Here is a 14,200-nt window from a genome sequence, read left to right as displayed (position 1 = left end):
ACAGTTGACAACTGACTCATGACCAATGACTAATACAAAAATTTCCCTGGAAACGAGTCGAGACTGGCTGGTTAAGCTAGTTACTAGTGAGACTTTTATTTATATAATCAAACGGCTTTTACAAGCACTATTAACGGTTTTTTTAGCGTCGGCTTTGTCGTTTTTTATTATGAAGTTATCTCCGGGAAATTATGTAGATACTCTGCGGCAAAATCCGAAAATTTCACCGGAAAGGATTGAGGAAATTACAAGACAATTTGGTTTAGATAAGTCTTGGCCAGAACAGTTTGGGTTTTGGTTAAAGCAAATTGTGACTAAAGGCGATTTTGGCACGAGTTTTGTTTATCAACGTTCTGTATCATCGCTGTTATGGGAACGAGTACCAGCAACTTTATTTTTAGCGATCGCTTCCCTGATTATAACCTGGGCGATCGCAATTCCTTTGGGTATTCTCGCTGCTGTCAAACAAAATCGTCTTACTGACCAGGTTTTGCAGGTACTCAGTTATGCTGGTCAAGGTATTCCCAGTTTTATCACTGTCTTATTTTTGCTCTTTTTTGCTCAACTGACTACCCCGCTTTTTCCTGTGGGTAATATGACTAGTATTGATCATGCGGAACTAACATGGTTAGGTAAAATTTTGGATATTGCTTGGCATTCTATTTTACCATTAATCGCTTTGAGTGTTACCAGTTTTGCTGGTTTACAACGCATTATGCGTGGTCAATTATTGGATGTTTTACGTCAAGACTATATTCAAACTGCTCGCGCTAAAGGACTTCCAGAAAATCGCGTTATTTATGTCCATGCTTTGCGAAATGCTATTAACCCATTAATTACGTTACTGGGCTTTGAATTAGCGGGTTTGTTAAGTGGTGCATTTATTACAGAATATTTCTTCAATTGGCCAGGTTTAGGAAAATTAACCCTACAAGCAGTTTTAGCCAAAGATCAATATTTAGTCATGGCCAGTTTGGTCATGAGTGCAGTATTGTTAATTATTGGTAATTTAATCGCTGACTTAATTTTAAAAGCTGCTGATCCGAGAATTAAATTAGAAGATTTGAATTAGAACCGGACTTACACAAAATATCTCTTAAACTCTCTTTCCTGCATGAAACTAATACTCAACCCCTAATGGGACTTAAACATTTAATGACCACCATAAACAACAGCTAATGTAAGTCTTAACAAATTCATTGGGTAAACTTAGAAAATTTAGTTTATGCCAAAATTCCTACCAAAATTCTCATTAGATCTTCTAAATCATCAGGAATGCGATATAAGGAAATGTCCTGAAAAATTTGCTGATTGATTTTTTCTAATATTCCAAAACGCCAAGCATCACCAATGGTAACACATCCATAAAAAACATCTCCTTCTTCTACTTGAGAAATAGCAATTAATTCTACAGCAAGTTGTGTAAAACCTCGTGTTAAATCATCATTTTTAGCTTCAACTACCAATAAACTAGGATTATGTTTGAGAAAATAATCTAAATTACCCTTTAACCAGTTATTTACAGACAATGGGTATTCAATTCTCACTTGACATTGACAATAGCGAGCAACTTCTAATAATGTTGGTGCTACTAGGGTTTCTCGTCTTGCTGTTTCACTACTCAAACTTACTAAAGGTAAAGATTCTTCAATTCGTTGTTTTAATTCTTCTAGTCTTTGTAAATGGCGATCGCTTCGTGGTAAAGTAAGATGTTTTCTTATTAACGAATAGCCCAATTCTGCTAGTATTTCATCAGGTTCATAGGGCATTTCAAAGTAAGATCGAAATGTGTAGGATTGATTTTCTGATAATATTTTTTTACGAGTCATAAATTTATCTGAATTAGAATTTACAGGTAAAGAAGTAAAAAGAGCAATTAAAGCCTATTAGAATTTAGATTTTTACATGGCGTGAAAACGTGCATTCATAATCAATCATTTGTCTGAATCAGGATATCCAGGATTTTAGGGTTTACAGGATGTTAATTTTCAATCATCTCACATTCAACTTTGTCTACCGTAGCGATCGCTTCTGTATCAATTTTCATAAAGTAGTCTTTGTTACCTAAGTCTCATGAGTCGAATATTAGACATATTATACTGTTAGTTACCCATATTTGAGTATATTTGGAGTAAATCTAGATCAGATAATATAATATAATTATTGACAGTTTTAACAGTAAATTAGGTTTGAATTAAGTTTTAATAATTACTACATTTTACTGCCAGAAAGTTTTTATTTCTATACTTCCCTAGTACCCCCCATGACCACCATTAAAGAAAAACTCATTGCGTCAATTGAAAACGCACCAGAACCTATTCTGGAAAAAACCCTCGACTATCTTGAATATCTCAAAACCAAAATAACTGCCTCTACTATTAAATCAAGCAGTATTCCCATAAAAGATGGAGAACCGATATTACGCGGATGTAAAGCCAAAGATTTGCTATAATTGCCGAAACTTAAACTAGGCAACTTGCAACGGTTGTGTAGGAAGCATTCTAGGTTCTGGTAATGCTTTATTCTCTTGAGTCAGCATCTCCACAAAAGTTTCAATCACTTCCTGACCATTTCTCGCAGCTTCTTCATAAGTTCTACCATGAGTATGAAACTCCTGCCAGGGAAATTCAGGTAAGTGAACTAAAAAAAGTTGATCCTCTTGAGACCATTGAATCACCATACTGTAATGATAAGTCATTCTTCACCTTCTTGATTTTCTTGCTTGTTCAATTCTTCAAGTTTTTTCAGCACCCGTTGAATGTTTTTTTCTAAATATAACGGAGCATCATCTCCATCTTTTCCCGGTATGGTTAATGGTTCTTCCGGTAATAAAGGATGCTTCCAGTAAGTATGACTTCCTTTACCTCTACCTGCTTGAAGGAGATACCCAACTTTTGCTACTATTCCCTTCAGTTCTTTTATTTTCTTCGGCATTTCTCATTACCACACCCCTAGTTTATATTTTATGCTATTTATTTACAACATAATCCTGATTCAGACAAAAAAAAGCGGGCTAACCGCTGATTAGAAGGTTAACCCGTTTCACTTTGGGAACGCGCTAGAGAAATTGTTACTGCAATACCAACTTAACGTTAGCGTTTTGCAGACCGCGCTGTTTTACTTCAGCCAAAGTCTTGTTAACGGCATATTTTTGATTAATAGAGTTGATTAACTCAGTCTGGTTGTGCTTCTTAGCAACACCCCAAAGGTCAGCAATGAGGTCAAAAGAACCGTCACTGTTACGAGACCAACCTAAATCGTACTCGCCTTCCAATACAGCAACGATGTCGGAGCGGAGACGTTGACCATTATAACCGCGAACATCAGCTTCAGTTTTGACACTGATACCCAAGTCGCGCAAAGAAGATTTGAGAATTTCGGCATCGGTGATCTTGGTACGCAGAGTGCTAAAGTGAGACATTTGGGTTTCCTCCAATAAGAAGATTGATGAGAAAAACGACAACGGTTCTTTTTTTTTCAGCGAAGCCGCATGATTTGGGAACGGCTTTTTTCTAACTGTTAGTCTTGTGACTAACCTTTCCCCCTGATATAGCAGAGGAAAGCTTTTAAAACTCCATGCGCTGATATTCAGCAACAGAGGAGGCTGCGGGTCTAGCACGCTGTCTGGCCCAGTCTCTTAAAGCTGTGACCTGTTCTTGCATCGTTCGTGACAGCGGCAAAGTAGACTTCAATGCAGCAATAATATCTAATTGGGTGAACTCCCGATCTTGGGCGAAGGCTTCATACATAGCCGCCACGACCGCTTGTTCAATTTCTGCCCCCGAAAAGCCATCGGACATTTTTGCTAGTTGTCCTAAATCAAATCTAGCAATATCTTCCCGGCGTTTGGTCAGGTGAATACCGAAGATATCCTGACGTTCTTCCGGTGTGGGCAGATCCACAAAGAAAATTTCATCAAAACGACCTTTCCTCAAAAACTCTCCAGGTAGGCGTTCTACACGGTTAGCAGTGGCCATTACGAAAACTGGAGATTTCTTTTCTTGCATCCAGGTGAGGAAAGAGCCAAAAATTCTGTTTGATGTCCCCCCATCGGAATCGCCAGAACCACCGCTACCCGCAAAGGATTTATCCAATTCGTCAATAAACAGAATCGTGGGGGAAATTGATTCTGCCGTTTTCAGGGCGTTCCGCAGGTTAGCTTCACTGCGACCCACCATTGAGCCGTCGTAGACCCGCCCCATATCTAATCTCAGAATTGGTAAACCCCATAAACGGGAGGTAGTTTTAGCAATTAGTGACTTACCACAACCGGGAACACCGAGAATTAACATTCCTTTAGGTTGGGGCAAACCATATTCTCTCGCTCTTTCTGTAAAGGCGTTGGAGCGTTGGGTGAGCCAGGTTTTCAACTCTTCCAAACCACCCACAGCATCAATGGTTTCATCTTCTTCGAGGTACTCCAAGATACCGTTACGGCGGATGAGTTGTTTTTTCTCGGACAGGACTATATTAACTTCATTTTCTGTCAATTGCCCCGTTGTTACCTGTGCTTTGCGGTATACTTTCTCAGCTTCATCTTTGGTTAGACCCAAAGCGGCTCGCAGAAGCCTTTCTCGCGCCTCGGTTGTCAGCCGTCGCCCCCGATTTTGCTCTTGATGGGCGGTTAAAACTTTATTTAACTCAGCCATGTCAGGCAATTGAAAATCTAAAACAACAACTTCTTTTTCTAGTTCGATGGGAACTTGTTGCACAGGGGACATTAAGATAATGTTCTTTTGCGTTCCTTTAAAACTAGCGATCGCGTCCCGGAGCGATCTAGTTGTTGCTGGCGCATCAATAAAGGGATGTAAATCTTTAAGAATAAATATACTGGGTTCTTTTTGACGAATTATCCAATCAATTGCTGCTTCGGGAGAAACAGTATTGTGTTGGGTTGTACTGCGAGGTTGACCGTACTCCACGATACCGTGAGTTACTGTCCACACATATACTCGCCTTTGGGGCTTTAACTCTTGAGAGACTTTAAAAATTGCCTGCTCTGCCCGTTCTTCCTCGGAGGTCACAAGGTAGATTAAAGGGTATTGAGCTTGAATTAAAATATTGAGCTCTTCTTTCATACTATCGACCTACTTGAGACCTTATAGAGACAGCACTAATAACGGTAGCCTGGCCTGAAGCCATACTATGAATTAATCATTAACAATTCCTATCTAGCAAGGGACTAATTCTTCCTCACTCTTAGGATGGGTTTGATCTTTTTCTCTGTTGTCAATAGGTAAACATTCTTCACCTATTATTCCCGCTGGATTACCCAAATCCACTAGTTCTCCATTCCGTAACACCAGTGAAGTTTCACAAGTAGGACAGGAATAAAGCCGATGGGTTCGCCCATAAGAAGACGCTTCTAATTCTTCTACTACTTCTGAGTTCGTCAGGTAGAAATTAAGCGCTCGTTCTGCCATGTCTGACATCGGTTCTGAGTCAACAGCAGAACGAATTTTCAGTCTTCTGTGCAATTCTGGCGACAAATATAGCGTAACCTTTTGCTTAGTTTGCATATCACTTTCTAGTGGTCTTACCCGGGTATGTATATCACTCTATCTGTTCTTTTCTTGGTTGTCAAGATGGTAAGCCGTTTTAATGCCTATTTTGTTACATTTCTTAATAAATAGTCATTGTTCAGGATTTACATAGTAAATTAAGGTAATAATAAATACTCTATAGTTTGATTGCTAAATCTTTAATTAGATCAAAAATTATTTCCAAAAAAAATCTAGAACTTACCCACAAGTTACGAACTAATGAACCACGTTCGCGGAGCGTCCCGTCAGGGATAGGGGCGAAGATCACGAAGGAAAGAGGTTTTGAGAGATATTTTGCATAAATCCTGACATTAACATGGTAATTTAGGTTTATAGGCAAAATTATTTACCCTGTCTCTTTCCTGTTCTCCTTTTCGACAAGTTATTTTGTTATGGGTGTAACTTATGTCCAAAAGATACTATATGCTACTACTTTAAGTCTTGGCTCATGCTTGATGGTTTGGGGGTGTAATGCTAATGATTTCCAGGTTAAAGATGTGACATGGAAGACATATAAAAATGATCGTTATGGTTTTGAGTTTCCCTACCCCCATACTTGGCAGGAATTAAGAAACCCAGACAACAGTGATGGAGTTGTGTTAGTTTTACCAAACAAGGAAAACCTAGAAATTCGCTCTTATGCCAGTAAGCCCGTATTAAAATTCTCACCCAAAACTCAAGAACATCAAGAACAAGGATATAATTTTCGGACAAATCAAGGGGTTTTTAGCGTCCTGACGGTAGAAGTTAAGGAAAAGGTGACTATAATTAAGTTGACCATTACTCAAGCAGAATTGGAATATTACTGGCAAGGACAAAGCGACAGTCAAGACTTTCAAAATTATTATCGCTTGTTTTACTATATTGCTCAAGAGTATAAAATTAGTCAGTAGTCAGTTGTCAGTAGTCAGTTGTCCGTAGTTAGGTAAGCAGTAGGAATTATTTTTTACTTTTTATTTTTGATTTTTAACTGATTACTGTCTTAGTAAGAATTTAATGATGAAGAGGGGACATAAACCTGATAGATTTAGCTATCAGCGAGTAAAAACTGGTAAAGATGAAAGTCCTGGTTATTGGTGGTGATGGGTATTGTGGTTGGGCAACCGCGCTTTACCTTTCTAATCGAGGTTATGAAGTTGGCATTTTAGATAGTTTGGTGCGACGACACTGGGATAATGAACTGGGTGTAGAAACCCTGACCCCAATCGCACCAATTCAGCAGCGTCTCCAGCGATGGCAAGATTTGACTAGTAAGTCTATTGATCTGTTTATTGGCGATATTACTAATTACGAGTTTCTGCATAAGGCCTTACATCAATTTCAGCCGACAGCAATCGTGCATTTTGGTGAACAGCGTTCAGCCCCATTTTCCATGATTGACCGTGAACACGCTGTTCTTACCCAGGTCAATAATGTGGTGGGTACGTTGAACTTGCTGTATATCATGCGGGAAGATTTCCCAGATTGCCATTTGGTGAAATTGGGAACTATGGGTGAGTATGGAACTCCTAATATTGACATTGAAGAAGGATACATCACGATTGAACACAACGGACGTAAGGATACTTTGCCCTATCCTAAGCAGCCCGGTTCAATGTATCACTTGAGCAAAGTCCATGATAGCCATAATATCCATTTTGCTTGTCGGATTTGGGGGTTAAGGGCTACAGACTTAAATCAAGGGATAGTTTACGGTGTCTTAACTGATGAAACGGGGATGGACGAACTGTTAATTAACCGCTTGGATTATGATGGTGTATTTGGTACAGCACTTAACCGTTTCTGTATTCAAGCCAGCGTAGGACATCCCCTCACCGTCTACGGTAAAGGTGGACAAACTCGCGGATTCTTGGATATTCGGGATACGGTACGATGTATTGAATTAGCGATCGCTAATCCTGCTGAACCGGGAGAATTTCGTGTGTTTAACCAATTTACTGAACTATTTAGTGTCGGTGATTTGGCAATGATGGTGAAAAAAGCCGGTAACGCTATGGGGTTAAATGTGGATATTAACCACATAGATAATCCTAGAGTGGAGAAGGAAGAACACTATTTCAATGCGAAAAATACTAAACTCTTGGATTTGGGTTTACAACCTCACCTGCTTTCAGATTCTTTACTTGATTCGCTTTTAAACTTTGCTGTCAAGTATCAGAACCGAGTTGATCACAAACAAATTCTTCCCAAGGTTTCTTGGCATAGAAAATAGGTGACAGTTGACGGGTGACAGTTGACAGTTGACCGTTGACAGTTGACAGTTGACAGTTGACCGTTGACAGTTGACCGTTGACCGTTGACCGTTGACCGTTGACAGGGAGAGAAATTTCTATGGTTCTTTCTCCTAAATTCCTGACTCCTGACTCCTGACTCTTAACTCCTGACTCCTGCTTTCTGGTTTTTTATGCGAATTGCCCTATTTACAGAAACCTTTTTACCGAAAGTTGACGGCATTGTGACACGCCTCCGTCATACTGTTGACCATTTACAACGTCATGGAAATCAAGTTTTGGTATTTGCCCCCGACGGTGGCATCACTGAACATAAAGGTGCGAAAGTTTACGGAGTTAGTGGCTTTCCTTTACCGCTCTATCCAGAGTTAAAAATGTCACTACCTCGCCCTGCCATTGGTCACGCTTTAGCAGAATTTAAACCAGATATTATTCATGTTGTTAATCCCGCTGTTTTGGGACTATCAGGGATTTTTTATAGTAAAGTTCTCAAAATTCCTTTGGTGGCTTCTTATCATACTCACTTGCCACAATATCTACAACATTACGGTTTAGGGATGTTAGAAGGACTACTATGGGAGTTGCTGAAAGCTGGTCATAATCAAGCAGCATTAAACCTTTGTACCTCTACGGCAATGGTCAAGGAACTTTCAGCACATGGAATTGAAAGAGTGGATTTGTGGCAACGGGGGGTAGATACAGAGTTATTTCATCCTGAGTTGGCCAGTGACAAAATGCGATCGCATCTTTCCCAAAATCATCCAGATAGCCCGTTATTATTGTATGTTGGTCGTCTTTCTGCGGAAAAGGAAATCGAACGCATTAAACCGATTTTAGAAGCTATTCCTGATGCCAGATTAGCATTAGTGGGAGATGGTCCCCACCGCCAAGCTTTAGAAAAACACTTTGCTGGCACAAATACTTATTTTGTCGGTTATCTCATAGGTAAAGAATTAGGCTCTGCCTTTGCCAGCGCTGATGCTTTTATTTTTCCTTCCCGCACAGAAACATTAGGATTAGTGCTGCTAGAAGCCATGGCTTCCGGTTGTCCAGTTGTAGCAGCCCGTTCTGGAGGTATACCTGATATTGTCACAGATGGTGTAAATGGATATCTTTTTGATCCCCAAGCTGATATTCAAGAAGCGATTAATGCTACTATAGGTCTGTTAAAAGAAAAACAGGAAATAAATATTATCCGTAAAAATGCCCGTGCAGAAGCGGAGAAATGGGGATGGTCATCTGCTACACAACAACTTCAAGATTATTATCAAAAAATAGTCTTCAACCATAAAAAATTCAATTCTTAATTACCGTTTTCCGTGACCTGTGACATAAACCACAGGGACTTTTCCACCCTGCGGTATCTTTGGCTAAAACATGATAATTAACTAGTTAACTACCCTCTTCAAAACTGTTATTTTGGGAAGGTTGTTCGCCTATTTTCAGTTGTTTTTTTGATTGCTTCAACTGCTTCCAAAGTAACTTTATTTGTTTATACGCTTCCTCAGTGGGAATTTTCCCACCTGTTTCTAGGTTACAGATATAGCCAACTTTTTGAGCAAACTCCTGTAAATTAGCGTTGAATACCAAGTTTTCTGGTTTTACATGACCATAGTAGCGACTACGGGGATAGAGAAAATCGTCTTTACTGATACTCACTATTTTTTCTCCATTTACTCAAATACTCTATAAAACATATACCGTTACCAGCCTTTTCGACATCATATCTACTTATAAGTAGATGGAAAATAAAATGTAACAGAATGCTTACCCTGCGGGCTTTTGCTAAATCCTATGCCTGGATATGTATTTATCAGTCAGGCACTTGAGGAGTTTTTTAGCATTCATCTGATAGTGCGGGGTTTCACAGGCTATAGGTGGAGCTTTAGAGTAATTGGTCATGTCTGATTATCCCCTTATTTATTAACAACAGATTATATAATCTTCTGTAAGTTATGACTATATTCCTGAAAATAGATTGATATATTCTACAATATTTTGCAAATCAAATTTTGGCAGAAGATCAGACACATTCAAAACAGATTCAGATTAGATACATGACTACTGCCATCTATCAGGAAAATTAAGTATATTTAAATATATGAAATATGAGGTAACCTAATGATTTATACATATTTTTTTAGTGGGTTTAGCTTAATTAATCAAGTGACAGGGAACAGATAAGAGTAATAATTTTACATTACCGGTCTAGAATAGATCGGAAGAACTTAAATTAGTTAACTTAAATTAGTTGGTGAAATATGCCGAAAAGTCCTGTTCACCAATGACTAATAACTAAAGATAAAATGGTGAAGCTGATTTCATCAAAGCCGTCCACTACCAAAAACAGTTTTTAATATCTTATCATGTCTGTTAATTCTAAACTCTACGAAGGCAAAGCTAAAATTCTCTACGCTACAGAAGATCCGGAAATTTTGTTGGCTGATTTTAAAGATGATGCTACAGCTTTTAATGCTCAAAAACGCGGCAGCATTGAGAATAAGGGGATGATCAACTGTAGTATTTCTAGCCAACTATTTCAACAATTGGCTAAACAGGGTATTAAAACTCATTTTATTGATAGTCCAGCCCCGCATTTAATGCGAGTAAAAGCTGTAAAAATCATCCCTGTGGAGGTAGTGGTGAGGAACATTGCGGCTGGTAGTCTGTGCAAGGAAACTGGGTTAATACCAGGTACAGTTTTATCAAAGCCTTTAGTGGAATTTTATTACAAAAATGATGATTTAGGTGATCCTTTACTGACGCGCGATCGCTTATTGCTTTTAGAATTAGCGAGACCGGAACAAGTTGATCAAATTACCCATCTAGCATTAGAAATCAACAAATTTCTCCAGGAGTTTTGGGAAAAATGCCAGATTACCTTGGTAGACTTTAAACTTGAATTTGGTGTAGACCACCAACAGCAAATACTATTAGCCGACGAAATTAGTCCTGATACCTGTCGTTTATGGGACATGAACCAAACCGATCCTGAGAACCGAATTATGGATAAAGATCGTTTTCGTCGTGACTTAGGAAATATAGAGAATGCTTACCAGCAGGTTTTACAAAGAGTATTAAAAGTAGTATAAACTACTTAAACAGGGTAAATAACTTTTGACGATTAATGGTGTGTGGTAGTAGAGAGAAAAATGATTAAAACAAGTTTAACACGGGGATTAATGGCAATGGTAGCCATTACAGTTCCCATTGTTGGTTCTTCCGTCAAGGCAAATGCCCAAGCTGTTAATAGTCTTGCAGGGACAACAGAAATTTTGACAGTAGATACAAATCAACTAGACAAGCACAATCCTGGTAAAATTGACAAAAACGAATGTAGGGGCAATAATCCCCCCGTGGTTGCCCAGTGTAATCCCGCCGTGGTTGCCCCAAGGATTATAGAAAAAGCATCTCACCAAGATTCTTCTATTGTTAAAGTTTTAACAACCAATTCAGCACTAGTAAATAATGCTGCTGTGATTGTGCCAAACACTACAACAACTCCAATCACAGCACAAGTTCCACAACCAAAGCCCACCCAACCCTCCGAGACTGAATCTAATCAAGAAAATCAGAATCTCCCGACAACACCACCGACATCATCTCCTAATCCAGAAACAACGGAAGCGCGGGTGTTGGTGTCAGAAGTAGTTGTGAAAACGGAGACGGGAAAAATCACGCCCGAATTAGAAGCGGAAATTTACAAAGTCATTCGTACCCAAGCGGGACAGACAGCAACCCGTTCTCAACTGCAAGAAGATATTAATGCGATTGTGAGAATTGGGCTTTTCTCCAACGTGCAAGCGCTTCCAGAAGATACACCCCTGGGCGTACGGGTGAGTTTTATTGTCACCCCTAATCCTATTCTCAGTAAAGTAGAATTAGAAGCAAATCCTGGAACGGGTGTAGCTTCCGTACTTCCTGGGGAAACTGCACAAGAAATATTTAGTAGTCAATATGGAAAAATTCTCAACTTGCGGGAATTACAAGAGGGAATCAAACAATTAACCAAACGTTATCAAGACCAAGGTTATGTATTAGCCAACTTAATTGGAGTACCTAAGATATCAGAAAATGGAGTTGTCACCCTACAGATAGCAGAAGGGGTGGTGGAAAACGTGAAAGTTAAATTCCGCGATAAAGAAGGACAAGAGGTCAACGAGAAGGGAGAACCAATTCGGGGACGGACAAAAGATTATATAATTACTAGGGAAGTAGAGTTAAAACCTGGGCAGGTATTTAACCGTAACATTGTTCAAAGAGACTTACAAAGGGTTTTTGGGTTAGCGTTGTTTGAAGATGTCAATGTTTCCCTTGATCCTGGAACTGATCCGAGTAAAGTTACTGTAGTAATAAATGTAGCAGAACGCAGTAGCGGCTCTATTGCCGCAGGGGCGGGGATTAGTTCCGCCAGTGGTTTGTTTGGAACTATCAGCTATCAGCAGCAAAACCTGGGGGGAAGAAACCAAAAATTGGGAACAGAGGTACAGTTAGGGGAACGGGAACTACTATTTGACTTGCGATTTACTGATCCTTGGATTGCGGGTGATCCTTATCGCACTTCTTATACAACTAATATTTTCCGTCGTCGTTCTATTTCCTTGATTTTTGAAGGTAAAGATAAAAACATAGAGACTTTCGATCCCAATAATATTACGAATACAGATGCCCAGGTTAGCCCCCGGATTACTCGGCTGGGTGGTGGTATCACATTTACTCGTCCATTGACGACCAATCCCTACAAAAATGCAGCATGGGTGGCTTCTGCTGGACTACAATATCAACGGGTTTCTGGTCGTGATGCTGATGGTAATTTGAGGACAGAAGGGGCGCTATTTGATGGTAGCAACATTAGTGCTAAAATTCCCTTAACTGTTTCCCCTTCAGGAGAAGACGATTTATTTCTACTCAAGTTAGGAGCGCAAAGGGATCTCCGTAATAATCCGAACCAACCCACAAAAGGTTCTTACCTCAGCTTTGGACTTGATCAATCTGTACCTGTAGGTTCAGGTGGTATTTTTATGACTAGGTTCCGGGGTAACTATAGTCAGTATCTACCGATTAAATTGATTGGCTTTAGTAAAAAACCAGAAACTTTAGCATTTAACGCCCAAGGGGGGACGATTTTAGGAGATTTACCTCCCTATGAAGCTTTTACTCTCGGTGGTAGTAACTCGGTGCGGGGTTATGGTGAAGGTAGATTAGGATCTGGTAGCAGTTATATCCAAGCTGCGGCTGAGTATCGGTTTCCTGTTTTCTCTGTTGTCAGTGGCGCACTATTTTTTGATTATGGTAGTGACTTGGGAACTAGTACCAAAGCCGCACAATTGTTAAATAAAAGTGGCGACGGTTATGGCTATGGTTTAGGTTTGCGGATACAATCACCACTAGGACCTATTCGGATAGATTACGGGATCACTGATAATAATGAAAGTCGGATTAATTTTGGGATCGGGGAAAGATTTTAATTTGTTTGGTCAATAATCAGGACAATATTAATCAGGGTTTCTACTCAAGATGGAAGATGGGCAATATTAGTTACAATATTACAGATGGTGAGACTATGCAGCAACATACTTTAGCTGGGGAAATTACTCAGACTGGTGTGGGGCTGCATAGTGGTGTTAAAACTCAAGTGCGAATATTAGCAGCACCAGCGGGAAGTGGTCGCTTTTTTGTCCGGGTAGATTTACCTGGTTCACCAATTATCCCCGCGCAAATTGCGGCTGTGAGTCAGACTGTGCTTTCTACTCAATTGGGTAAGAATCAAGTCTGTGTTCGCACTGTAGAGCATTTATTGGCGGCTTTGGCAGCTATGGGGGTTGATAATGTCAAAATTGAAATTGATGGACCGGAAATACCCCTTTTAGACGGTTCGGCTGAAATTTGGTGTCAGAAAATTGCGGAAGTCGGTTTAGTTTCCCAACAACTAGTGAAAATAACTACACCTTTAATTATTACTGAACCTATTTGGATTTATGAGGGTGATGCTTTTGTTTGCGCTTTACCCGCTCCAGAAACTCGTTTTAGCTATGGTATAGATTTTAATTTGCCGGCAATTGGTAATCAATGGTACAGTTTTTTAATGAGTACAGATTTAGAAAAGTCTTCTGCTGACTTTGTTTCAGAAATTGCACCTGCGCGAACTTTTGGGTTACAGCATCAAATTGAACATTTACAAAAATCGGGATTAATTAAAGGTGGGAGTTTAGATAATGCTCTAGTTTGTGGTCCCCAAGGTTGGTTAAATCCACCATTACGATTTGCAAATGAACCAGTTCGTCATAAAATCTTGGATCTAGTAGGAGATTTGAGTTTGCTGGGAAATTTCCCTATAGCTCATTTTTTGGCTTACAAGGCTAGTCATAATTTACACATTAAACTAGCAAACAGGATTTTAGAATTGATCTAAAATTCCCCAATTTA

The 14,200-nt window shown here is 39.5% G+C and carries 15 protein-coding genes; 8 read left to right on the top strand and 7 right to left on the bottom strand.

Annotation, left to right across the window (positions count from 1 at the left end):
* Positions 1-25 precede the first annotated feature (25 nt).
* Positions 26-1,072: an ABC transporter permease gene (locus H6F62_RS08550; RefSeq protein WP_190371806.1), complete on the top strand. Its 1,047-nt coding sequence runs from the start codon at positions 26-28 to the stop codon at positions 1,070-1,072.
* Positions 1,073-1,223: 151 nt separating this feature from the next.
* Here the strand turns inward: H6F62_RS08550 and H6F62_RS08545 are convergent, their stop codons facing one another.
* Positions 1,224-1,829, bottom strand: a complete 606-nt coding sequence (locus H6F62_RS08545; RefSeq protein WP_137907004.1) for a hypothetical protein — start codon at positions 1,827-1,829, stop codon at positions 1,224-1,226.
* A gap of 434 nt (positions 1,830-2,263) precedes the next feature.
* Here H6F62_RS08545 and H6F62_RS08540 point away from each other — a divergent pair, with 434 nt between their 5' ends.
* A complete protein-coding gene (locus H6F62_RS08540; protein WP_228036633.1) occupies positions 2,264-2,452 on the top strand; it encodes a hypothetical protein in 189 nt (62 codons plus the stop codon).
* A gap of 15 nt (positions 2,453-2,467) precedes the next feature.
* On the opposite strand, the gene H6F62_RS08535 is transcribed toward H6F62_RS08540, so the two are convergent.
* From H6F62_RS08535 to H6F62_RS08515, 5 genes are all read right to left on the bottom strand, one after another.
* A complete protein-coding gene (locus H6F62_RS08535) occupies positions 2,468-2,698 on the bottom strand; it encodes a type II toxin-antitoxin system HicB family antitoxin (protein ID WP_028091050.1) in 231 nt (76 codons plus the stop codon).
* Positions 2,695-2,934 (bottom strand): type II toxin-antitoxin system HicA family toxin, encoded by a 240-nt coding sequence (locus H6F62_RS08530; protein ID WP_137907003.1) that lies wholly within the window; start codon positions 2,932-2,934, stop codon positions 2,695-2,697. Before H6F62_RS08530 ends, H6F62_RS08535 begins: the two co-directional genes overlap by 4 nt.
* Before the next feature lie 136 nt (positions 2,935-3,070).
* A complete protein-coding gene (locus H6F62_RS08525; RefSeq protein ID WP_015081375.1) occupies positions 3,071-3,421 on the bottom strand; it encodes a DUF1257 domain-containing protein in 351 nt (116 codons plus the stop codon).
* Between the two features lie 145 nt (positions 3,422-3,566).
* A complete protein-coding gene (locus H6F62_RS08520) occupies positions 3,567-5,078 on the bottom strand; it encodes an AAA family ATPase (RefSeq protein WP_137907002.1) in 1,512 nt (503 codons plus the stop codon).
* A 93-nt stretch (positions 5,079-5,171) separates the two neighbouring features.
* On the bottom strand, positions 5,172-5,519 hold the full coding sequence (locus H6F62_RS08515) for a hypothetical protein (protein WP_137907001.1): 348 nt from the start codon (positions 5,517-5,519) through the stop codon (positions 5,172-5,174).
* Positions 5,520-5,935: 416 nt separating this feature from the next.
* Between H6F62_RS08515 and H6F62_RS08510 the strand changes: the two genes are divergently transcribed.
* From H6F62_RS08510 to H6F62_RS08500, 3 genes are all read left to right on the top strand, one after another.
* Positions 5,936-6,436 (top strand): hypothetical protein, encoded by a 501-nt coding sequence (locus tag H6F62_RS08510; protein WP_242025939.1) that lies wholly within the window; start codon positions 5,936-5,938, stop codon positions 6,434-6,436.
* 164 nt (positions 6,437-6,600) lie between these two features.
* Entirely contained in the window at positions 6,601-7,755 is a 1,155-nt protein-coding gene (locus tag H6F62_RS08505) for an NAD-dependent epimerase/dehydratase family protein (RefSeq protein ID WP_190371805.1), read from the top strand.
* A 192-nt stretch (positions 7,756-7,947) separates the two neighbouring features.
* Positions 7,948-9,081: a glycosyltransferase family 1 protein gene (locus tag H6F62_RS08500; RefSeq protein WP_190371804.1), complete on the top strand. Its 1,134-nt coding sequence runs from the start codon at positions 7,948-7,950 to the stop codon at positions 9,079-9,081.
* Between the two features lie 85 nt (positions 9,082-9,166).
* On the opposite strand, the gene H6F62_RS08495 is transcribed toward H6F62_RS08500, so the two are convergent.
* The gene (locus tag H6F62_RS08495) at positions 9,167-9,427 is read right to left on the bottom strand and encodes a hypothetical protein (protein ID WP_137907037.1); all 261 of its coding nucleotides are present in this window, start codon (positions 9,425-9,427) and stop codon (positions 9,167-9,169) included.
* A gap of 713 nt (positions 9,428-10,140) precedes the next feature.
* Between H6F62_RS08495 and purC the strand changes: the two genes are divergently transcribed.
* The 3 genes from purC to lpxC all read left to right on the top strand — a co-directional run bounded on the left by purC (position 10,141) and on the right by lpxC (position 14,186).
* Positions 10,141-10,866, top strand: a complete 726-nt coding sequence (gene purC, locus H6F62_RS08490) for a phosphoribosylaminoimidazolesuccinocarboxamide synthase (protein ID WP_137906998.1) — start codon at positions 10,141-10,143, stop codon at positions 10,864-10,866.
* Between the two features lie 60 nt (positions 10,867-10,926).
* The gene (locus tag H6F62_RS08485) at positions 10,927-13,242 is read left to right on the top strand and encodes a BamA/TamA family outer membrane protein (RefSeq protein ID WP_137906997.1); all 2,316 of its coding nucleotides are present in this window, start codon (positions 10,927-10,929) and stop codon (positions 13,240-13,242) included.
* A gap of 95 nt (positions 13,243-13,337) precedes the next feature.
* Positions 13,338-14,186: a UDP-3-O-acyl-N-acetylglucosamine deacetylase gene (lpxC, locus tag H6F62_RS08480; RefSeq protein ID WP_137906996.1), complete on the top strand. Its 849-nt coding sequence runs from the start codon at positions 13,338-13,340 to the stop codon at positions 14,184-14,186.
* Positions 14,187-14,200 lie beyond the last annotated feature (14 nt).

The organism is Anabaena sp. FACHB-1391 (assembly GCF_014696755.1).
Lineage (GTDB): Bacteria > Cyanobacteriota > Cyanobacteriia > Cyanobacteriales > Nostocaceae > Dolichospermum > Dolichospermum planctonicum.
Note: the sequence above shows the minus strand (reverse complement) of the source record. Positions and strands in the feature narration are given on the sequence as shown.